This is a genomic window from Streptomyces sp. NPDC005775, from assembly GCF_042871565.1.
GTDB lineage: Bacteria > Actinomycetota > Actinomycetes > Streptomycetales > Streptomycetaceae > Streptomyces.
Map to the genome: position 1 here is coordinate 263,629 of NZ_JBIAIU010000004.1, position 20,910 is coordinate 284,538.

Consider the following 20,910-nt stretch of genomic DNA (forward strand, 5'->3'; position numbering starts at 1 on the left):
TGTCCCGTCAACTCCGGCCGCTGCCCAGGGCCTTCCGCCCGGTGCCCGGAGGCAGCGCGGGCCGCTCGGGAGCCGGTTGTTCGATCCGGAGCGCCAGGGCGGGACAACGCCGTACGGCACGCTGCGCGCGTCCTCGCAGATGCATCGGAACCGCGGCGTCCGCGAGCGCCGGGTATCCGTCGGGGCCCAGTCTGATCAGCTCCGGGACGATGTCGGCGCACAGGCCGTGGCCCCGGCAGAGCGTCCAGTCCACGGCCAGTTTCTCGCCGCTCGGAATGGACTCCTCCGCATCCTGGTAACCAGGAGCGGGAAGGGGAAGGACCCCGAGCGTCTCCCGGCCGCAGCCGCCGTCCAGTACGTGCGCGGCCAGGTCGTCGGTGAACGCGGAGAGCGTGGAGGACAGGAAGCGCGCCGAACCGTCCGGGTGCTTGCACGCGCCCCGCCCCTTCACCGCCAGGGTCACCTCGCGCAGCGCCTCCAGCGCGGCCGGCCCGCCCCCGTTCAGTACGTCGGAGAGCCCGCCCGCGGCGGCCGGCAGCCCGAGCTTGCACGGACCGCACTGGCCCGCGGTCTCGGCGGCCAGCCAGTTCGCCACGCGCAGGGACTCGCCGAGCGGACAGGTCTCCGGCCCGATCGGCAGGATCGCGCCCGCTCCCAGCGCACCGCCCGCCGCGGCCAGCGACTCCCGGGAGACGACGGCGTCGTGCAGGGCGTTCGCGGTGATCCAATTGCCGTGATAGCCGCCCGTCAGCACGCCCTGAGGCAACGGGGGCGCGCCGGCCAGCTGGAGTACGTACCGCAGGGGCACCCCCGTGGGCACCTCGATGACCATCGGACGCGCGACCGCGCCGGAGAGGGTGAGGAGCACGGTCCCCGGCTCGTCGGGAAGGCCGGTGTGCCCGTAGCGGCGGGCGCCCGTGCGGGCGGCGACGGCGAGTTGGGCGTACGTCTCCGCGTTCGACAGCAGGGTGGGCGCGCCGCCTACCCCCGACTCGGCGGCCCGTTCGCGGCGCCCCGGCGGCAGGGCGGGGCCACCGGACGCGGCCCGGATGACCGCGGATGCCTCCCCCGAGACCATGCGCTCGGGCGTGCGCACCACCCGGGCGCGCAATGGCTGCCCGCGCCGGTCGGACAGCCCTCGTTCGGCGAGTGCGGAGCGTACCGAGATCTCCGTGGAGTTACGGGTGACGGCGACGATCAGCGTCCGCGCACCGAGTGCTTCGGCGGCCAGCAGGGCGCCGTCCAGGATGAGGTGCGGAGCGCGGTTGAGCAGCACCGTGTCCTTGCGGCAGGCCGGCTCGCCCTCGCTGCCGTTGATCACGACGACCGGTCGCACGCCCCGCCGGATCGATGCCTTGGCGACGGCCCGCAGTTTCCTGCCGAAGGGGAAGCCGGCGCCGCCGCGGCCGTTCAGCGAGATGGCCTCGGCGAGTTCCGCCAGGCGTTCGCCGGTCATCGGCTCCAGCGGCCCGTGCACCTTCAGGTGCATGCCGAGGTCCAGCCGCTCCACCAGGTCGAAGCCGCTGGTCAGTTGGGGGAGGCCGACGACGCGGACTTCGGGGACGTCGGGGAGGGGGATGTTCACGGTCGGTCTCCTGCGGGTGCGGTCCAGGGTTCTCCGGCCGGGGGCGGGTAGAACGGCCCCGGGAGCGGTGCGGTGTCGCCGACGGCGGGCAGCGGTGCGGTCGCTGCTCCGGCGGCGTACGGAGGTTCCTGGGCGGGGACGTAGGGGGTGGCGGGCGTCGGCACGGGTTCGAAGGACGGTGCGGGGGGCTCGTACGCCGTGTACGGGGGGTGCGGCGGGCCCACGGGTCCGGGCGGCGGGCGCAGCGCCTGGGTGGGCGGAGAGGGCGACGGGGCCGGCCAGCGCCCGGACGGCTCCCTCCCCGCGGCGGCTCCGGCGGTCGGCGAGACCGCGCGGTACCCGGCGGCGATCCCCGGCCCCGGGCCGGTGAGGCCGCCGGGCGTGCGCGGGAGCGGATCGGCGAGGCGGTCGGAGCTGCGGGGCGGGGCCTCGTACAGCGGAGGGGCGGGGGCCGGGAGCGTGGTCCGTGGATGCGCGAAGGACGCCGGCAGCGGGGTGCCCCGCACCTGGCTGCCGAGTCCGCCCCGGCCGGCGCCGTCGGCGTCCGCTCCGTAGGCCCCGGACAGGGCCGTGGTGCCGGCTCCGTACGCCGCCTCCGTTCCGTACGCCGTCGGCAGGGCCGTGGTGTCGGCACCGGGCAGCGGAGCCTCGCGCGTCACCTGATCCGGTTCGGCGGGAAGGGCGTCCGGCTTGACCAGAGCGGTGATCAGTCCGGCGATCCGCCGCTTCACCGGCGGGGGCAGCGTGCGCAGGCACAGCGCGGCCGCCACGGCGACCAGGCTCAGGCCGTACATCACGACGACCCAGACCGCGGGCGGCCGGCCCGCGTACAGGCCGTGCACCAGCGCGGCGCACCAGGCCGGGTAGGACAGCGCGTGCAGCGCACGCCAGCGCCCGGCGACCTTGCCGGGGGAGGCGAAGGCGCTGCGCAGCGCGCCCGTCGCGGCGGCCACCACCATCAGCAGCCCGGCCAGCGCGCCGAAGCCGATGAGCCCCGCCGTACCACTGAATCCGAGGCCGAAAGGTATGAGGGCGCCGAGCAGCGCCACATGCCCCAGCGAGACCTTCACCGTGACGTGGAGCAGCAGGAAACCCAGCGAGGCGGCCGCGGCGGTGCGGTGGACGGCCTGGCCGACCAGCCGCTGGCGTGAGGAGAGGAACAGCCGGTCGGTCGCGAGCAGGCCCCAGCCCACCGCGGCGGTGAGCGAGACCAGCGAGAGGACACCGGTCGTGAAGTCGAGCGTGGCGCGCAGACCGTCGCTGCCCGCCACGGCGAGCAGCGGAAGGAGAACCAGCACAGCGACGGTCAGCCCGCCCTGTACGTGACGGCTCGGCCCCCGCAGCGGGGTGGCCGATGAGCGGATCTTGCGATGAGGGTTCATGGGGGGCGACTCCGAATGGTTCGGCAAAGCGGTCCCGTTGCCGCATGCTAAGTCGCCCCATACCGGCCGGTACGAGGTTTGGATGGTTGCCCCGATAGAGGGCATTACGCGGAGTAACCCCCGCTTCCCGGACGTTCTGCCGCGGGGTTCGCCCCCTGCCGTGTCCACGGATCGGCGGCACCCGGAGAGGCCCCGGGCCTGTGCGGTACCCTGACGCCATGCGTGCCGTACGCCTTCTGCTTAGCGAGCCGCGCTGATCAGTCCCGACCGGTGAGAATGCCTGGTCGGCATCGGCGCGGCGTCCCCTCCTGTGCGAGGGGCTTTTTCGTTTCCGTAGACGCGTGTCCGTAGACGTGGGCGCCCGGCAGATGACGATCGATGGAGCTTTGAGGATCATGAGCGAGACGAATTCCGCAGCCGACGTTGCTGCGCCGCACCGCTATACGGCAGCGATGGCCGCCGACATCGAGGCACGCTGGCAGGACTTCTGGGACGCCGAGGGCACCTACGAGGCCCCGAACCCGACCGGTGACCTGGCGGGCGACCCGGAGCTGGCCGCCAAGCCGAAGAAGTTCATCATGGACATGTTCCCGTACCCCTCGGGTGCGGGGCTGCACGTGGGCCACCCGCTGGGCTACATCGCCACCGACGTCTTCGCCCGTCACCAGCGGATGAGCGGCCACAACGTCCTGCACACCCTGGGCTTCGACGCCTTCGGTCTGCCCGCGGAGCAGTACGCCGTACAGACCGGCACGCACCCGCGGATCTCGACCGAGGCCAACATCGAGAACATGACGGCGCAGCTGCGCCGGCTGGGACTGGGTCACGACAAGCGCCGCTCGTTCGCCACGATCGAGTCCGAGTACTACAAGTGGACCCAGTGGATCTTCCTGCAGATCTTCAACTCCTGGTACGACACCGACGCGGACCGCGCCAGGCCCATCGCGGAACTGGTCGCCCAGTTCGAGTCCGGTGAGCGTGCGACGCCCGACGGCCGTGACTGGAGTGCGCTGAGCGCCGCCGAGCACGCCGACGTCCTGAGCGAGTACCGGCTGGCCTACGCCTCCGACGCGCCCGTCAACTGGTCGCCCGGCCTGGGCACCGTCCTGGCCAACGAGGAGGTCACCGCCGACGGCCGCTCCGAGCGCGGCAACTTCCCCGTCTTCAAGGCCAAGCTGCGCCAGTGGAACATGCGCATCACGGCCTACGCCGACCGGCTGCTGAACGACCTGGACGGGCTGGACTGGCCCGAGGCCATCAAGCTGCAGCAGCGCAACTGGATCGGCCGCTCCGAGGGCGCGCGCGTGGACTTCCCCGTCGACGGAGCCGGCAGCATCACGGTCTTCACCACCCGCCAGGACACCCTGTTCGGCGCCACGTACATGGTGCTGGCGCCGGAGCACGAGCTGGTCGAGCGGATCATCCCCGCCGCCTGGCCGGACGGCACCCACCCGGTCTGGACCGGCGGACACGCCACCCCGGCGGAAGCCGTCACGGCGTACCGCAAGCAGGCCGCCGCCAAGTCCGACGTGGAGCGGCAGGCCGAGGCGAAGGACAAGACGGGCGTCTTCACCGGCGCGTACGCGACCAACCCGGTCAGCGGCGAGCAGGTCCCCGTCTTCATCGCCGACTACGTCCTGATGGGTTACGGCACCGGCGCGATCATGGCCGTGCCGGCGCACGACGGACGCGACTTCGCCTTCGCGCGCGCCTTCGAGCTGCCGATGCGCTGCGTCGTCGAGCCGTCGGACGGCCGCGGCACGGACCCCTCGACGTGGGAGGACGCCTTCGGCTCGTACGAGGCGAAGCTGGTCAACTCCGCGAACGACGAGATCTCGCTGGACGGCCTGGGCGTCGTCGACGCGAAGGCCCGGATCACCGAGTGGCTGAAGGAGCACGGTGTCGGCGAGGGCACCATCAACTTCCGGCTGCGCGACTGGCTGTTCAGCCGCCAGCGCTACTGGGGCGAGCCCTTCCCGATCGTGTACGACGAGGAGGGCATCGCCCACCCGCTGCCCGAGTCGATGCTGCCGCTGGAGCTGCCGGAGGTCGACGACTACTCGCCGCGCACCTTCGACCCGGACGACGCCGACACCCAGCCCGAGACCCCGCTGTCGCGCAACGCCGACTGGGTCAACGTCACGCTGGACCTGGGCGACGGCGCCGGCCCGAAGAAGTACCGCCGCGAGACCAACACCATGCCCAACTGGGCGGGCTCCTGCTGGTACGAGCTGCGCTACCTGGACCCGAACAACAGCGAGAAGCTGGTCGACCCGGCCATCGAGCAGTACTGGATGGGCCCGCGGGAAGGGCAGCCGACCGGGGGTGTCGACCTGTACGTCGGCGGCGCGGAGCACGCCGTACTGCACCTGCTGTACGCCCGCTTCTGGTCCAAGGTGCTGCACGACCTGGGCCACGTCTCCTCCGCCGAGCCGTTCCACAAGCTGTACAACCAGGGCATGATCCAGGCGTTCGTCTACCGGGACAGCCGCGGCATCGCGGTCCCGGCGGCCGAGGTCGAGGAGCGTGACGGGGCGTACTACTACGAGGGCGAGAAGGTCTCCCGCGTCCTGGGCAAGATGGGCAAGTCCCTGAAGAACGCCGTGACGCCCGACGAGATCTGCGGCGAGTACGGCGCGGACACGCTGCGTCTGTACGAGATGGCGATGGGCCCCCTGGACGTGTCGCGCCCCTGGGACACGCGGGCCGTCGTCGGCCAGTACCGACTGCTGCAGCGTCTGTGGCGCAACATCGTCGACGAGGAGAGCGGCGAGGTCACCGTCGTCGACACCGAGCCCGCCGAGGACACGCTGCGCGCGCTGCACAAGGCGATCGACGGCGTCGGCGGGGACATGGCCGGGATGCGCTTCAACACGGCCATCGCCAAGGTCACCGAGCTGAACAACCACCTGACCAAGGCCGGCGGCCCGCTGCCGCGCTCCGTCGCCGAGGCCCTGGTGCTGCTGGTGGCGCCGCTGGCGCCGCACATCGCCGAGGAGCTGTGGCGCCGGCTGGGTCACACCGCGTCGGTCGTGCACCAGGACTTCCCGGTCGCCGACCCGGCGTACGTCGTGGACGAGACCGTGACCTGCGTCGTGCAGGTCAAGGGCAAGGTCAGGGCGCGCCTGGAGATCTCCCCGTCGATCACGGACACGGAGCTGGAGGCCCTGGCCCTGGCGGACCCGGCCGTCGTCGCGGCACTGGGCGGGGCGGGCATCCGGAAGGTGATCGTGCGGGCGCCGAAGCTGGTGAACATCGTTCCGGCCTAGGCGGTCCGGGCGACAGCCGTCGCCGTGACGGTGTGAGGGCTTTCCCCTACGGGCAGGTTGGGGGTTCCGATGGAACCCTCCGCCTGCCCGTTCCGTTTACGGTGGAGGGGCGGGTGAAACCGTGCCGTAAGCCGTCACACCATCCGAGGGGCGCTCATGGAAGCCGTCATCCTGATCCTGGGGCTGCTCGTCGTCGCCTTCATGGCCCTGGGCGTCTACGCGACCGTCAAGGCCGTCGGAGCGGCCAAACGCGGTGTGGACCGCACGCTCACGCAGGCCCGCCGGACCGTGGAGGACACCACGCTGCGGGCCAAGAGCTACGGGCAACTGGGCGTCGGCGGTGAGCTGGCGCAGCTCCGCCTCTCGCTGCGCACCTCGATGCGGGCCACGCAGGAGGCGCTGCGTTCGGGTGTGGCCGAGGACGCCTCGCTCTCGGAGTCGCTGGGTCTGTTCGAGCGCCTCGGGGTGCACGGCCGCGAGCTGGACGAGGACCTGAAGCGGCTGGAGCGCGAGCCGGACAAGGCGACGGTCGCCTCGCTGCTGCCGGACCTGAAGAAGCGCACCGAGCGGATCACGCGCGCCGCCGAGTCCCTGCGTTGGGCCGCCAGGGACCGGGCCCGGCAGTTCGCCGACGACGATCTGGCGGCGCTGAACGCGCAGATCGACGTGGAGGCAGGCGCGCTGCGGCACTGGACGACGGAGGAGCCGGCAGTGGGACGTCCGGCGGACGGCGGTCACGAGCGGCCCCGGACGGAGCCCGCAGGCGGCGAGGGGCCCTCGCAGGCGGCCATCACAGCCCCGGATCCCCGGCTGCAGAGCGGATATCCCTGGCAGAAGAGCGCACGGCCGGAGACCACGAACTGAGAGCGGGCGGGACAGGGGCCCGAAGTGAGGGGAACTGATCATTCGGTCGGGGTCGGACTGCCGAGCCCCCTCCCCGGCAGGTAACCTCCCGCTCATGTCCCGCCATGTCGCGATCGTCACCGATTCCACGGCCTACCTGCCGCCCCAGGCGATGGAACGGCATGGCATCACCGCAGTGCCGCTGACCGTCGTACTAGGCGACCAGGCGCTGGAGGAGGGCACCGAGATCTCGGCCCGCTCCCTCGCGCTGGCCCTGCAGAAGCGCCGTTCCGTGACGACGTCACGGCCCAGCCCCGAGGTCTTCGCCGCCGCCTACCGCGCGGCTGCCGACGCGGGTGCGAGCGCCATCGTCTCCCTGCACCTGTCGGCGGAGTTCTCCGGCACGTACGACGCCGCTGTCCTCGCCGCGAAGGACGCCCCGGTGCCGGTGCGCGTGGTGGACACCGGAATGGTCGCCATGGCCCTCGGGTTCTGCGCGCTGGCCGCCGCGGAGACGGCCGAGGCGGGCGGCAGCCAGGACGAGGCGGTGTCCGCCGCCGAGAAGCGGGCGGCGGGCACGTCGACCTACTTCTACGTCGACACCCTGGACTACCTGCGCAGGGGCGGCCGGATCGGCGCCGCGCAGGCACTGCTCGGTTCGGCCCTCGCCGTGAAACCGCTCCTCCAGCTGGACGACGGCCGGATCGAACTGCTGGAGAAGGTGCGGACGGCCTCCAAGGCCATCGCCCGGCTGGAGGAGATCGTCGCCGATCGGGCGGGCAGCGAGCGGGTGGACATCGCGGTGCACCACCTCGCGGCCCCGGAGCGGGCGGAGCGGCTCGCCGAGCGGCTGCGCGACCGGGTTCCGGGCCTGGTCGATCTCCATGTCAGTGAGGTGGGCGCGGTGATCGGCGCGCACACCGGACCCGGGCTGCTGGGAGCGGTGGTCTCGCCGCGCTGACGTCACTCCCCGGAGTGGTGGAGTTATGCACAACGGGCCGGTTTTCCACCGGAATCGGGTGGGCTCAGCGAGATTCCGCGGACCTGCCTAGCGTCTTGTGGCATGGCTTCCCGATCACCACGCGTCACCCATCGTGCCGACGGTCATACCGACCGCGTCGGCCGCGTCGGCCGCTCCACCGGGTACGGCAGCGCATCCGGACCCGGTAGCGGGCCGGGGCGAGTTCCGGCATCGGACGCCCGTCTCCGGAGCGGGGCGGGCACCGGGCCCGGCCGGCGGGGGCGGGCAAGGGGGCGCACTGTCGCGGCGGCGGCAGCGGCGGCGGCCGCGCGCACCCGCGCGGACGCGCTCATGGCGGGCGGCTACGGGGGGCGCGTCGCGCGGCCGGTGGTGGGGGTGGCCTTGGGGGCCGTTGGTCCGGCCACGGCCTCTCACCCCTTGACGGCGGCTCCGCCCTCGGCGGCGGTCACGGACGCGCCTGTGTCAGCGGCTCGTTACGCGGCGGTGGTCACGGAGGCGCATGCCCCATCGGCTCGTTCCACGACGTCGGTCACGGACGCGCCCGCCCCAGCGGTGGGGCGGGGGGCCGCTGTGGGCCCGGTACCGGCTCCGGGCGGACCGGTATCGGTCGCGGCTCCGGGAGGCCCGGTACCGCCTCCGGCACCGGATGCGGCGGACCGACGGGGAACGGGGGCGGTCCTGCCCGCGTTGCGGGAGCGGCTTCCGGTGTGGCTCCAGCTCAGGTGCGGCCTGGAGCCGAGGGCCCTGGCCGCGCTCACCGTCGTCCTGGTCGCGGCAGCGGTGTTCGCCGCGACGCACTTCTGGTCCGCGCGCCCCGGCTCCGTACGCGCTCCGGAGCGCGTCGACGAGGCCGTGCACGTGCCCGTGGCGGAGACGGACGCGGACGTCGCGGACGCGCGTACGGGTGGCGGCGCCGGTACGCCGGAGCCCTCGCCCGGGGCCCCGCCCGCCGCCGGGCCGGGCGGGCAGGTCGTGGTGGACGTCAGCGGGAAGGTGCGACGGCCCGGGATCCACCGGCTGCCGACCGGAGCCAGGGTCGCCGACGCGCTGCGCGTGGCGGGCGGGGCCAGGCCGGGCGTGAACCTCGACAACCTCAACCGGGCCCGGGTCCTGACGGACGGGGAACAGATCATCGTGGGCGCCCCGCCCGGCCAGGTCCCCGCAGTCGGCACGGCAGGCGGCGGTACGGGAGGAGGCCCCGGCCCGACCGCGCCCGCCGGGCCGGTGAGCCTGAACACCGCGACGGTGGACCAGCTCGACACCCTGCCCGGCGTCGGCCCCGTCCTCGCCCAGCACATCGTCGACTACCGCGCCCAGCACGGAGGGTTCCGGTCCGTCGACGAACTGCGCGAGGTCAACGGGATCGGTGACCGCCGGTTCGCCGATCTCCGGCCGCTGGTGCGGCCGTGAACACCGAGGACGTCCACACGGCGTCGGGCGGTCGCCTGGGGTCCGCCGACCCGCGGCAGGAGGGCCCCGTCGATCTGCGGCTGGTTCCGCCGGCCCTGGCGGCCTGGGCCGGTGCCGCACCGGCCCTGGACGCGCCCGGCCGCTGGGTGGCCTTGGGCGTGGTGTTCTGCCTCGGTGCGGCCATGATCCTCCTGGCCGTACCCGGCTTCCCGCCCCTCCGCGCGGCCCTCACGGTGCGCGCGGCCCGTGTGCACCGCGAGGGGAGCGGCGCCGGTGGCCGATGGCGTCCGCACGTCAGGCTGCACACCACGGCTGCCGCGGCGGTGCTGCTCTGCGCGGCGGCGGGGGCGGCCTCCGCCGGTCTGCACCGGGCGGACGCGCGGCAGGGGCCCGTGCCGGGGCTGGCCGGGCAGTTCGCGCGCATCGACGCGGAGATCATTCTGACCTCGGACGTCCGCCGCACGGCTCCCCGGGTACGCGGCGACCACAGCACCCCCGTCTCCCTGCTCCTGGACGCCGAGATCGTGCGGCTGACGAGGCCCGGCGGCGCGGCCGTCCGGCTGCGCACACCGGTGCTGGTCATCGTCACGCCAGGTGCGGGGGCCGCCCGGTGGCAGCAACTGCTTCCGTCCACCCGGCTGCGCGTGAGCGGCCGACTCGCCCCGCCGCTGCACGGCGGGGAGCGTGCCACCGCCGCGCTGCGTGCCGAGGGGGAAGGCTCACCCCTTGTCATCGGTTCGCCGACCCGGCTCCAGCGCACCGCGGGCGGGTTGCGCGCCGGCCTGCGCGCGGCGACGGAAGACCTGGGCCCCGATGCCCGGGCGCTGCTGCCCGGGCTGGTCGTCGGCGACACCACGCGCGTCACACCCGAACTGCGCGAGGCGTTCCGGGCGACGGACCTCACCCACCTCATGGCGGTCTCGGGCGCCAACCTGGCGATCCTGCTCGTCCTGCTCATCGGACCGCCCGGCAGAGCCCTGCGCGCCGAACGCCGCGGGCTGGCTCCCGCATGGGGGATCTCCCTGCGGGGAACGGCCGTGCTCGGCGGCGGGCTCACCCTCGCCTTCGTGCTCGTCTGCCGGCCGGAACCGAGCGTGCTGCGGGCCGCGGCCTGCGGTCTCATCACGCTGCTGGCCATCGGCACCGGACGGCGCAGAACACTGATTCCGGCCCTGGCCGCCGCCGTTCTGCTGCTGGTGCTCTACGACCCGTGGCTGGCGCGCAGTTACGGCTTCGTGCTGTCCGTGCTGGCCACCGGCGCGCTCCTGACCCTGGCCCCGCGATGGAGCGAAGCGCTGCGACGGCGGCGGGTGCCACCGCGGTTGGCGGAGGCGCTGGCGGCCGCGGCCGCGGCGCAGGCGGTGTGCTCGCCCGTCGTGGTGCTGCTCGCCTCCCGGGTGAGTCTCGTGGCGATCCCGTGCAATCTGCTGGCCGAGTTCGCGGTGGCACCTGCCACGGTGCTCGGGTTCGCCGCGCTGGCGCTGGCTCCGGTGGCCATGCCGGTGGCCGGACCGCTCGCATGGCTGGCGGGGTGGCCGGCGGGATGGATCGCCTCCGTGGCCCGGACGGGAGCCGCCCTCCCCGGGGCGGAAGTGGACTGGCCCGACGGCCGGCCGGGGGCGCTGCTGCTGGCCGCGCTGACAGTGGTGCTGGTGGTGTGCGCGCGGCGCATCGGACGCCACCCCTGGATCTGCTCGGCCGCCGCGCTGCTGCTCGTCCTCGCGGTGCTCCGGCCCGTACCACTGACCCGGGTACTGACCGGATGGCCGCCGCCCGGATGGGCGTTCGCGATGTGCGACGTCGGTCAGGGGGATGCCCTGGTGCTCGCGGCCGGACCGGGCACGGGGGTGCTGGTGGACGCCGGACCCGATCCCCGGCTCGCCGACCGGTGCCTGCGCGACCTGGGCATCACCCGCGTCCCGCTGTTGCTCCTCACCCACTTCCACGCCGACCACGTGCGTGGACTGCCCGGGGTGCTGCGGGGCAGGTCGGTGGGCGCGATCCAGACGACGAGCCTGGACGAGCCCCCGGAGCAGGCCGCGTTCGTCAGGAGAACGGCCGCGGCGGCGGGCATCCCCATGGTGCGCACCGCCCCTGGTGAGCGGCGCCATATCGGGACGCTCGCCTGGCAGGTGCTGTGGCCGCCGGGTGGCCCGGCCACCGCGACGGGCCCGGCCGCCGGACCCGTACCGGAGGATCCGAACGATGCCAGCGTCACCCTGCTCGTACGGGCCGCAGGACTGACGCTGCTGCTTCTCGGCGACCTCGAACCTCCGGCCCAGCAGGGCTTGTTGCGAAGCCACCCGGCGCTGCGGCGAGTGGACGTGCTCAAGGTCGCCCACCACGGGTCCGCGCATCAGGACGCCGCGCTGCTGCACAGCGCCCGCCCGAGGTTCGCTCTGGTCAGCGTGGGCCGGGACAACCCGTACGGGCATCCGGCCGCGCGGACGGTCGAGGCGCTCCGGTCCGGGGGAGCGGTGGTGCTCCGTACGGACAGGGACGGTGCGATCGCGGTGACGGGCGCAGGGTCGGGTCTGCGGGCGGTGGGGCGGTCATGACGGCGCGTACCCGCTCACTCCAGCCCCCGGCCTTCGGCCATCGACGCACGGCGCGTTCACTCCAGCCGCCGGCCTTCGGCCATCAATGCACGACGCGCTCACTCCAGCCACCGGCCCTCGGCCATCAGTTCACGGTCGGCCAGTTCGTTCACCTCCCGCCATGCCTTGACCGCGTACGGCGTGAAACGCAGGTACACCCAGGCGGAACGGCCCCGCAGGTCCCAGCCGTTGAGCTTCGCGGCGAAGGCGTCAGCCGATTCCGCGGGAAGGTCCGCGCCCTCGATGAGTTCCGCCGTCGCTTCGATGAGGACCACGTCCCGGGTCGGGCCCAGTGCGATCCGGGCCTGCCCGGCCGGGGCCAGGTTGACCGCCGTCGGGTTGGCGCGGCGGGTGGCCATCAGAAGAGTTCCCCTGTCCCATACGAACGACAGCGGCACCAGAGTCGGGACGCCGTCGGCGGAGGCGGTCGACACCCACGCGTCCGTGTCCTTCTCCAGATGATCGAGCACATCCTGCTTGCGCTGTTCGCGGCTGCGCGCCGGCTCCCGATTCGTCATGCTCCGCACGCTAGTGAACGCGCCCCGCATCGCACCTCCGCCGCCGGTCCTAGGACCATCGGCTCAGGGCGCGGTGCCACGCGCCACGACACACTGCTCTCATGGACCCGCACCTGCCGCAGACCATCGACGCCTACCTGGAGCGCATCGGCGCCGCCCGGCCCGCCCGCCCCGACGCCGTGGCGCTGCGCGATCTGCAACTGCGTCATCTCACCACCGTCCCCTTCGAGAACCTCTCGATCCACCTCGGTGAGGACATCGTCCTGGAGGAGGCGGCGCTCCTCGACAAGATCGTCACCGACCGTCGCGGCGGCTTCTGCTACGAACTCAACGGCGCCTTCGCGGTCCTGCTGCGGGCGCTCGGCTTCCGCGTCACGCTGCTCCAGGCGCGGGTTCACGGTGACGGCGGGCGGCTCGGCATCCCGTACGACCACATGGCGCTGCGGGTGGAGACGGACGACGGCACCGGGCCGTGGCTCGCGGACGTCGGCTTCGGCGACCACGCCCAGAACCCGCTCGCGCTCGACGACCGTACGGACCAGCAGGACCCGCGCGGCGGCTTCCGCATCGCTCAGGCCCCCGCAGAGGGGGGCGGCGACTACGGGGACCTCGAGGTGCTGCGGGAGGGCGCACCCCAGTTCCGTCTGGACCCACGGCCCCGGGCACTGGCCGACTTCCGGGGTGGTGCCTGGTACCACCGGACCTCGCCCGATTCCGGCTTCACCCGGTCGCCGGTCTGCTCACGCTTCACCACCACCGGCCGGATCACGCTCAAGGGCCACCGGCTCCTCACGACGGTGGGCGCGCAGCGCCACGAGACGCGGCTGGAGAGCGACGGGGAGGTGTTCGCCGCCTACCACGAGCACTTCGGAATGCGCCTCGACCGCCTTCCCCCCGAGGACGGGGTCGGCGTTTCTGCGTCGAATGCGTGACACACACAAACGGAACAATCAATTCGGACCTTCGGTAACACCTCCACCCAAGCCCTGGCGAGCTGCGCTGTTTGCCTCGAACGCCACAAGGGTGATCGAATGCATGATCGTCGGCGGGCCGCTGCTCCGACAACGACGTCCAGTCCTTCGGCCCGAGGTGAAACCGCCCCCGGGAGTGCGCGAAAGATGTTCGGCCGTTGGCTCGGAAACAAGGGAGCGACGGGTGCCGCCCGCGGCAACGCCCTCGCCGGACTCGCCGTACCGGACTCCGCGGGTGTCCTCAGCTGCCGGGTGCTCGACCCGGTCGACGAGGCGGTGCGGCAGGCCGAGTTCGTCGTGACGGACGCGGCGGGACGCAAGGTGCTCGGCGGGGAGACGGACCCGTTCGGCAATGTCCTCGCCACGGTGCCGGCGGGGGAGTACCGACTGGCCGTCACGGCCGAGGGGTTCACCCCGTTTCACGGCTCAGCCACAGTCGCCGAGGGCGGTCACGCGGCCCTGGGCGAGGTGACGCTTCAGGTCTCCGCGCCCCCGCAGCTGCCCGCCCCCGGCGAGTGGGAGATCGAGCCGATGCACTCCCAGATCGGTTTCACGGCCCGGCACATCGGGATGGCCCGTATTCACGGCCGGTTCAACACCTTCGCCGGGGCGGTCCGGATCGCCGACCGCATGGAGGACTCCGCCATGCACGTGGTCATCGACGCCGCGTCGATCGACACGAACGTCCAGATGCGCGACGACCACCTGCGCTCGGGCGACTTCCTCGACGTAGGCCGCTACCCCACGCTGGAGTTCTACAGCGAGCGCTTCGTCCACCGGGGCGGCACCCGATGGGGTGTCAGCGGTGCGCTCACCCTGCACGGAGTGAGCCGCACGGTGACGCTGGACACCCAGTACCTCGGCCTCGGCAACGGCCTGGAGGGCGAGACCCGCGCCGCCTGCCGCGCCACCACCGAACTGCACCGCGAGGACTTCACCCTCACCTGGCAGACGATGCTGGCCCGTGGCATCGCCGCGGTCGGCTCCAGCATCTCGATCGACATGGACATCCAGATCGTCCCGAAGAGCTGACCCGGGGCGGGGGGCCCGCCGCAGCCGCAGCCCTGGGGCAGCCCCGGGGCACAGTCCGCTACGGGGCTTCCAGCCAGCCCTCGTACTCCGCGGCGAACGCGTCGAGCGCCGCCGGGTCCAGGCGCCGGTCGGGGTCCTCCACGACCAGCAGCCACTGCGCGTCCTCGGCGTCGTCCTCCCCGGCCAGCGCGTCCCGTACGAGCTGCGGCTCCTCGGTGACGCCGAACCGGTCGGCCAGCTCTCCGCCCGCCTCCTCCGCGGCATCACGGTCGGGCAGCACCAGTACATGTCTCACATCGCTCACCCGCCCATTCTCGGCCACGGGTCGCGTCCTCCCGACCGGCGGTCGCAGCCGGGCTGTCAGTAGCCCGTGGGATGCTGGACGGCGATGGCCACCAGAAGGAATTCCACCGACGACCCGCTCGCTCCCCTCACGCTCGCCGTGGGGCAGGAGGACCTGCTCCTGGACCGCGCCGTGCAGCAGGTGGTGGCGGCGGCCCGGGCCTCCGACGCCGACACGGACGTCCGGGACCTCACGTCCGACCAGCTCCAGCCGGGCACGCTGGCCGAGCTGACGAGCCCTTCGCTCTTCGCCGAGCGCAAGGTGGTGATCGTGCGCAACGCGCAGGATCTCTCCGCCGACACGGTCAAGGACGTCAAGAAGTACCTCGACGATCCGGTCGAGGAGATCATTCTCATCCTGCTCCACGCGGGCGGTGCCAAGGGCAAGGCGCTGCTCGACGCGGCGCGCAAGGCCGGGGCACGGGAGGTCGCGTGCCCGAAGACCACCAAGCCCGCCGAACGCCTCTCCTTCGTGCGGGGCGAGTTCCGGACGCTGGGACGCTCCGCCACGCCCGAGGCGTGCCAGGCGCTGGTCGACTCCATCGGCAGCGATCTGCGGGAGCTGGCGAGCGCGGCGTCGCAGCTCGTCGCGGACGTCGAGGGCACGATCGACGAAGCCGTCGTCGGGCGCTACTACACGGGGCGCGCCGAGGCGTCGAGCTTCACGGTCGCCGACCGGGCGGTCGAGGGCCGGGCGGCGGAGGCCCTGGAGGCGCTGCGCTGGTCGCTGTCGACCGGGGTTGCTCCCGTCCTGATCACCAGCGCGCTGGCCCAAGGCGTACGGGCGATCGGCAAGCTCTCCTCCGCGCGCGGGGGACGGCCGGCGGATCTCGCCCGGGAGCTGGGCATGCCCCCCTGGAAGATCGACCGGGTGCGTCAGCAGATGCGGGGTTGGACGCCGGACGGGGTCGCGGTGGCGCTCCGCGCGGTCGCGGACGCGGACGCGGGGGTCAAGGGCGGGGGCGACGACCCGGAGTACGCGTTGGAGAAGGCCGTGGTCGCCGTGGCGCGGGCCGCGCGGGCGGGGCGGTAGGCCCCGGCGGGGTGGTGGGCGGCGGGTGCGGCGGGTCGTGGTGTCCTCAATCGCCGGACGGGCTTGAACTTGCTGTTCGGGCGTCCTCAATCGCCGGACGGGCTGGGTTTGGCCGGGCGCGATGCGCCCGGCCAAACCCAGCCCATGAGAGACCACAGCTCCAGCCCTCCGCGCGAGCATGACGAAGACCCCCGCCGTTCCCCTGGGGAGGGGAATGGCGGGGGTCTTCGTTGTGCGCTTGGTGCGCCGCACCCGCGTGGCGAACGCAGGTTCGGTGTGCGGCGCGGGGTGCCGGTCAGGGGCGGGAGAGAGGGCCCACCTGGTCCGTTCCGGCGATCACATCAGAATGCTCAGCCCTGGAGGGTGGCAACCTTGGTGGCCAGCGCCGACTTCTTGTTGGCGGCGGCGTTCTTGTGGATGACACCCTTCGAGACAGCCTTGTCGAGGGCACGCGAAGCGTCGCGAACGGCCACGGTGGCCTTCTCGACGTCGCCCGCAACGACGGCCTCGCGGGCCTTGCGGATCGCGGTCTTGAGCGAGGACTTGACGGCCTTGTTACGCAGGCGCGCCTTCTCGTTCGTCTTGTTCCGCTTGATCTGGGACTTGATGTTCGCCACGAAAGAGCCTTTGCAGGTTCGTTGGATCTTCGATGTGTGTCCTTGCGGCCCGAGAGCCACGAGGCACAGCTGTCCACGGTACCAGCCACCCTCCGACCGGCCCAAACCGGTCCTCGCCCCGCAGGCGTGGGACGATGGAGGCTACGTACAGATCCGACCGACCCGACATCGACCCGAGACACGGCGTTCGGCGTCTCAAGAATCAGGACCCTGCGTGCCCGCGACTCCTCTCCACGTGCCCGAGCCGAGCCGTACCGACCCGGCGCTGATCCGCAACTTCTGCATCATCGCGCACATCGACCACGGCAAGTCGACCCTTGCCGACCGGATGCTCCAGCTGACCGGTGTGGTCGACGTGCGGCAGATGCGCGCTCAGTACCTCGACCGGATGGACATCGAGCGCGAGCGTGGCATCACCATCAAGTCCCAGGCGGTGCGACTGCCCTGGGCGCCCACGACCGGTGAGGGCCAGGGCAGCACCCACGTCCTCAACATGATCGACACCCCGGGGCACGTCGACTTCACCTACGAGGTCTCCCGGTCGCTCGCCGCCTGTGAGGGCACGGTCCTGCTGGTCGACGCCGCGCAGGGCATCGAGGCCCAGACGCTGGCCAACCTCTACCTGGCGATGGAGAACGACCTCACCATCGTCCCGGTCCTCAACAAGATCGACCTGCCGGCCGCCCAGCCCGAGAAGTTCTCCGAGGAGCTGGCCAACCTCATCGGCTGCCAGCCCGAGGACGTCCTCAAGGTCTCTGCGAAGACCGGCGTCGGCGTGGACGCGCTGCTCGACCGGGTGGTCAGGGACGTCCCCGCGCCCGTCGGCAAGGCGGACGCCCCGGCCCGCGCGATGATCTTCGACTCGGTCTACGACGCGTACCGCGGCGTCGTCACGTACGTCCGGGTCGTCGACGGCCAGCTGAACAAGCGCGAGCGCATCCGGATGATGTCGACCGGAGCCACCCACGAACTGCTGGAGATCGGCGTCTCCTCCCCGGAGATGACCCCGTCCGACGGCATCGGCGTCGGTGAGGTCGGCTACATCATCACCGGTGTGAAGGACGTCCGGCAGTCCAAGGTCGGTGACACGATCACCTCCCTGAACAAGGGGGCGACCGAGGCGCTGGGCGGCTACAAGGACCCCAAGCCGATGGTGTTCTCGGGTCTGTACCCGCTGGACGGTTCGGACTACCCGGACCTGCGCGAGGCCCTGGACAAGCTCCAGCTCAACGACGCCGCCCTGGTGTACGAGCCGGAGACCTCCGCCGCGCTCGGCTTCGGTTTCCGCGTCGGCTTCCTCGGCCTGCTCCACCTCGACGTGGTCCGCGAGCGGCTGGAGCGCGAGTTCGGTCTCGAGCTCATCGCCACCGCCCCGAACGTGGTCTACCGCGTCGAGATGGAGGACGGCAGCGAGCACACCGTCACCAACCCGAGTGAATTTCCCGAGGGCAAGATCGACAAGGTGCACGAGCCGGTCGTCCGGGCCACGGTCCTGGCGCCCAGCGAGTTCATCGGCGCGATCATGGAGCTCTGCCAGCAGCGCCGCGGCACGCTCCTCGGCATGGACTACCTCTCCGAGGACCGGGTCGAGATCCGCTACACCCTGCCGCTCGCCGAGATCGTCTTCGACTTCTTCGACCAGCTGAAGTCCAAGACGCGCGGCTACGCCTCGCTCGACTACGAGCCCACCGGCGAGCAGTCCGCCGAGCTCGTCAAGGTCGACATCCTGCTGCACGGCGACAAGGTCGACGCGTTCTCCGCGGTCACGCACAAGGACAAGGCGTACGCGTACGGCGTCCGGCTCGTCGCCAAGCTGCAGAAGCTCATCCCGCGGCAGAACTTCGAGGTGCCGATCCAGGCGGCCATCGGCTCCCGGGTCATCGCCCGTGAGACCGTCCGTGCCATCCGCAAGGACGTCCTCGCCAAGTGCTACGGCGGTGACATCTCCCGTAAGCGGAAGCTGCTGGAGAAGCAGAAGGAAGGCAAGAAGCGGATGAAGATGGTCGGCAACGTGGAGGTGCCGCAGGACGCGTTCATCTCCGTGCTGTCGACCGACGAGTCCGCCGGGGAGACCAAGGCCAAGAAGTAGTACGGAGGTGTGGGGCGGGGTCGGCACGGAGCGCCGCCCTCCACTCCTACCGACCGGTAGACCATCGGGCCCCCGCATCGCAGAAGGCTGCGCCGCGGGGGCCCGTTCGTTATGAAGCGGGGTCCTGTTGCCTCTTACGCGGGGCGCGCGTGCGCCTTACTCTGATCACGGCTTCGTAGTTACTCGCCAGTTAAACAAGCACCATTGAGCACGTAGACGTAAGCGGAGAGCACACCCCAACCAGCAGCCCGTCGTGAAGCACTGCCGCAGGCCCGGAGGATGTCGTGAGCGACACACAGACCATGATCGAGAACCGTCCGCCCTCCGTGGCGACCCTCTTCATCGACCGGGTGGCGGCCACCCCGGACGGGGAGGCCTACCGCTACCCCGTCCCCGCGGCCTCCGGCCGGGGTCCCGACGAGTGGAAGTCGCTCAGCTGGGCGCAGGCCGCCGAGCGGGTCCATGCCGTGGCAGCCGGGCTGATCGCGCTGGGCGTGCAGCCGGAGGAGCGCGTCGCGCTCGCCGCGAGCACCCGCGTCGAGTGGATCCTCGTCGACCTCGGGGTCATGTGCGCGGGCGCCGCGACCACCACGATCTACCCCTCGACGAACGTCGAGGAGTCGGCGTTCATCCTCGCCGACTCCGAGAGCCGGGTGCTGATCGCCGAGGACGCCGCGCAGCTGGCCAAGGCCCGTGCGCGCCGCGCCGAGCTGCCGAACCTCGCGCACGTCGTCGTCATCGACGCCGAGGGCGCCGGACCGGCCGAGGGTGACCCGGAGGGCTGGGTGCTCTCGCTGGCCGACCTGGAGGCCCTGGGCGCCGAGCACCTGGCCAAGAACCCGTCCGCCATCACCGAGCGGGTCGACGCGATCACCCCCGATCAGCTCGCCACCCTCATCTACACCTCGGGCACCACCGGCCGCCCCAAGGGCGTACGGCTGCCGCACGACAACTGGTCGTACATGGCCAAGGCCACCGTCTCCACCGGCCTGATCACCAAGGACGACGTCCAGTACCTCTGGCTGCCGCTCGCGCACGTCTTCGGCAAGGTCCTGACCTCCGGGCAGATCGAGGTCGGGCACGTCACCGCCGTCGACGGCCGGGTCGACAAGATCATCGAGAACCTGCCGATCGTCCAGCCGACGTACATGGCCGCCGTCCCCCGGATCTTCGAGAAGGTCTACAACGGCGTCGCGGCCAAGGCCCGTGCCGGTGGCGGGGCCAAGTACAAGATCTTCCTCTGGGCCGCCGGGGTCGCCCGCGAGTACGCGAAGGTCTCCCAGGACAACTTCCGGCGCACCGGCACCGCCTCCGTGCCCTTCGCGCTCGGCGCCAAGCACAAGGTCGCCGACACCCTCGTCTTCGCCAAGATCCGCGAGGCGTTCGGCGGCCGGCTCCGCGCCTGCGTCTCCGGCTCCGCCGCGCTCGCCCCCGAGATCGGCTTCTTCTTCGCCGGCGCCGGCATCCACATCCTGGAGGGCTACGGCCTCACCGAGTCGAGCGCGGCCTCCTTCGTCAACCCGGGCGAGGCCTACCGCACCGGCACCGTCGGCAAGCCGCTCCCCGGCACCGAGGTCCGGATCGCCGACGACGGCGAGATCCTCCTGCGCGGCCCCGGACTGATGCAGGGCTACCAGGGGCTGCCGGACAAGACCGCCGAGGTGCTGGAGGCGGACGGCTGGTTCCACACCGGCGACATCGGCGAACTGTCCGTGGACGGCTACCTGCGGATCACCGACCGCAAGAAGGACCTGATCAAGACGTCCGGCGGCAAGTACATCGCGCCGGCCGAGGTCGAGGGCCAGTTCAAGGCGGTCTGCCCGTTCGTCTCCAACATCCTGGTGCACGGGGCGGACCGTAACTTCTGCACCGCGCTCATCGCCCTCGACGAGCCGACCATTCTCGGCTGGGCCGCCGAGAACGGCATGGAGGGCAAGTCGTACGCGGACGTCATGGCGTCCCCGAAGACCGTCGAGCTCATCGACGGGTACGTGAAGCGCCTCAACGAGGGACTGCAGCGCTGGCAGACCATCAAGAAGTTCCGGCTGCTCCCGCGCGACCTCGACATCGAGCACGGCGAGGTCACGCCCAGTCTCAAGCTGAAGCGGCCGGTCGTCGAGCGGGCGTACAAGTACCTGATCGACGACATGTACGCGGGCTCCCGCGAGGCGTAGCCGGCAGAACGACGCCCCGGCCCCCGCGCTCACCGCGCACGGGGGCCGGGGCGTCGTTCTGCCCTC

The 20,910-nt window shown here is 72.1% G+C and carries 15 protein-coding genes; 10 read left to right on the forward strand and 5 right to left on the reverse strand.

Annotated elements, in window-relative coordinates:
- Nucleotides 1-7 precede the first annotated feature (7 nt).
- Both ACFYPA_RS11570 and ACFYPA_RS11575 read right to left on the reverse strand, forming a co-directional pair.
- Nucleotides 8-1,585, reverse strand: coding sequence for a ferredoxin (locus ACFYPA_RS11570; RefSeq protein WP_359085152.1), 1,578 nt, complete (start codon nt 1,583-1,585; stop codon nt 8-10).
- Nucleotides 1,582-2,967, reverse strand: a complete 1,386-nt coding sequence (locus tag ACFYPA_RS11575; protein WP_359319586.1) for a hypothetical protein — start codon at nt 2,965-2,967, stop codon at nt 1,582-1,584. Before ACFYPA_RS11575 ends, ACFYPA_RS11570 begins: the two co-directional genes overlap by 4 nt.
- 395 nt (nt 2,968-3,362) lie before the next feature.
- Here ACFYPA_RS11575 and leuS point away from each other — a divergent pair, with 395 nt between their 5' ends.
- The 5 genes from leuS to ACFYPA_RS11600 all read left to right on the forward strand — a co-directional run bounded on the left by leuS (nt 3,363) and on the right by ACFYPA_RS11600 (nt 12,029).
- Complete coding sequence (gene leuS / locus ACFYPA_RS11580) at nt 3,363-6,236, forward strand: leucine--tRNA ligase (RefSeq protein ID WP_359319587.1); 2,874 nt, start codon at nt 3,363-3,365, stop codon at nt 6,234-6,236.
- Nucleotides 6,237-6,392: 156 nt separating this feature from the next.
- Nucleotides 6,393-7,100, forward strand: coding sequence for a hypothetical protein (locus ACFYPA_RS11585; RefSeq protein WP_359085149.1), 708 nt, complete (start codon nt 6,393-6,395; stop codon nt 7,098-7,100).
- A 94-nt stretch (nt 7,101-7,194) separates the two neighbouring features.
- Nucleotides 7,195-8,040 carry a DegV family protein gene (locus tag ACFYPA_RS11590; RefSeq protein WP_389131285.1) on the forward strand — a complete coding sequence of 282 codons (846 nt, stop codon included), beginning with the start codon at nt 7,195-7,197 and terminating at the stop codon, nt 8,038-8,040.
- Between the two features lie 726 nt (nt 8,041-8,766).
- The gene (locus tag ACFYPA_RS11595; RefSeq protein ID WP_389131288.1) at nt 8,767-9,471 is read left to right on the forward strand and encodes a helix-hairpin-helix domain-containing protein; all 705 of its coding nucleotides are present in this window, start codon (nt 8,767-8,769) and stop codon (nt 9,469-9,471) included.
- Complete coding sequence (locus ACFYPA_RS11600) at nt 9,468-12,029, forward strand: ComEC/Rec2 family competence protein (RefSeq protein WP_389131291.1); 2,562 nt, start codon at nt 9,468-9,470, stop codon at nt 12,027-12,029. The genes ACFYPA_RS11595 and ACFYPA_RS11600 overlap by 4 nt, the downstream gene beginning before the upstream one ends.
- 98 nt (nt 12,030-12,127) lie before the next feature.
- Here ACFYPA_RS11600 and ACFYPA_RS11605 read toward each other — a convergent pair whose 3' ends face one another.
- Nucleotides 12,128-12,586: a pyridoxamine 5'-phosphate oxidase family protein gene (locus ACFYPA_RS11605; protein WP_359319592.1), complete on the reverse strand. Its 459-nt coding sequence runs from the start codon at nt 12,584-12,586 to the stop codon at nt 12,128-12,130.
- A 101-nt stretch (nt 12,587-12,687) separates the two neighbouring features.
- Between ACFYPA_RS11605 and ACFYPA_RS11610 the strand changes: the two genes are divergently transcribed.
- Both ACFYPA_RS11610 and ACFYPA_RS11615 read left to right on the forward strand, forming a co-directional pair.
- Nucleotides 12,688-13,518 (forward strand): arylamine N-acetyltransferase, encoded by an 831-nt coding sequence (locus ACFYPA_RS11610; RefSeq protein WP_389131294.1) that lies wholly within the window; start codon nt 12,688-12,690, stop codon nt 13,516-13,518.
- A 186-nt stretch (nt 13,519-13,704) separates the two neighbouring features.
- Entirely contained in the window at nt 13,705-14,589 is an 885-nt protein-coding gene (locus ACFYPA_RS11615; protein WP_359085143.1) for a YceI family protein, read from the forward strand.
- 58 nt (nt 14,590-14,647) lie between these two features.
- Here ACFYPA_RS11615 and ACFYPA_RS11620 read toward each other — a convergent pair whose 3' ends face one another.
- Complete coding sequence (locus ACFYPA_RS11620) at nt 14,648-14,893, reverse strand: hypothetical protein (RefSeq protein WP_389131297.1); 246 nt, start codon at nt 14,891-14,893, stop codon at nt 14,648-14,650.
- 84 nt (nt 14,894-14,977) lie between these two features.
- Here ACFYPA_RS11620 and holA point away from each other — a divergent pair, with 84 nt between their 5' ends.
- Complete coding sequence (gene holA / locus ACFYPA_RS11625) at nt 14,978-15,964, forward strand: DNA polymerase III subunit delta (protein WP_359085141.1); 987 nt, start codon at nt 14,978-14,980, stop codon at nt 15,962-15,964.
- Nucleotides 15,965-16,314: 350 nt separating this feature from the next.
- Here the strand turns inward: holA and rpsT are convergent, their stop codons facing one another.
- Nucleotides 16,315-16,581 carry a 30S ribosomal protein S20 gene (rpsT, locus tag ACFYPA_RS11630; RefSeq protein ID WP_266778644.1) on the reverse strand — a complete coding sequence of 89 codons (267 nt, stop codon included), beginning with the start codon at nt 16,579-16,581 and terminating at the stop codon, nt 16,315-16,317.
- 214 nt (nt 16,582-16,795) lie between these two features.
- Here rpsT and lepA point away from each other — a divergent pair, with 214 nt between their 5' ends.
- On the forward strand, nt 16,796-18,670 hold the full coding sequence (gene lepA, locus ACFYPA_RS11635) for a translation elongation factor 4 (RefSeq protein WP_359086313.1): 1,875 nt from the start codon (nt 16,796-16,798) through the stop codon (nt 18,668-18,670).
- Nucleotides 18,671-18,954: 284 nt separating this feature from the next.
- On the forward strand, nt 18,955-20,844 hold the full coding sequence (locus ACFYPA_RS11640) for an AMP-binding protein (protein ID WP_359086314.1): 1,890 nt from the start codon (nt 18,955-18,957) through the stop codon (nt 20,842-20,844).
- Nucleotides 20,845-20,910: the final 66 nt, after the last annotated feature.

Coding starts and splice junctions, on each gene's coding strand:
- leuS (WP_359319587.1), top strand. CDS start 3,363: ATGAGCGAGACGAATTCCGCAGCCGACGTTGCTGCGCCGCACCGCTAT.
- holA (WP_359085141.1), top strand. CDS start 14,978: ATGGCCACCAGAAGGAATTCCACCGACGACCCGCTCGCTCCCCTCACG.
- ACFYPA_RS11615 (WP_359085143.1), top strand. CDS start 13,705: ATGTTCGGCCGTTGGCTCGGAAACAAGGGAGCGACGGGTGCCGCCCGC.
- ACFYPA_RS11590 (WP_389131285.1), top strand. CDS start 7,195: ATGTCCCGCCATGTCGCGATCGTCACCGATTCCACGGCCTACCTGCCG.
- ACFYPA_RS11575 (WP_359319586.1), bottom strand. CDS start 2,967: ATGAACCCTCATCGCAAGATCCGCTCATCGGCCACCCCGCTGCGGGGG.
- ACFYPA_RS11585 (WP_359085149.1), top strand. CDS start 6,393: ATGGAAGCCGTCATCCTGATCCTGGGGCTGCTCGTCGTCGCCTTCATG.
- ACFYPA_RS11610 (WP_389131294.1), top strand. CDS start 12,688: ATGGACCCGCACCTGCCGCAGACCATCGACGCCTACCTGGAGCGCATC.
- ACFYPA_RS11605 (WP_359319592.1), bottom strand. CDS start 12,586: ATGACGAATCGGGAGCCGGCGCGCAGCCGCGAACAGCGCAAGCAGGAT.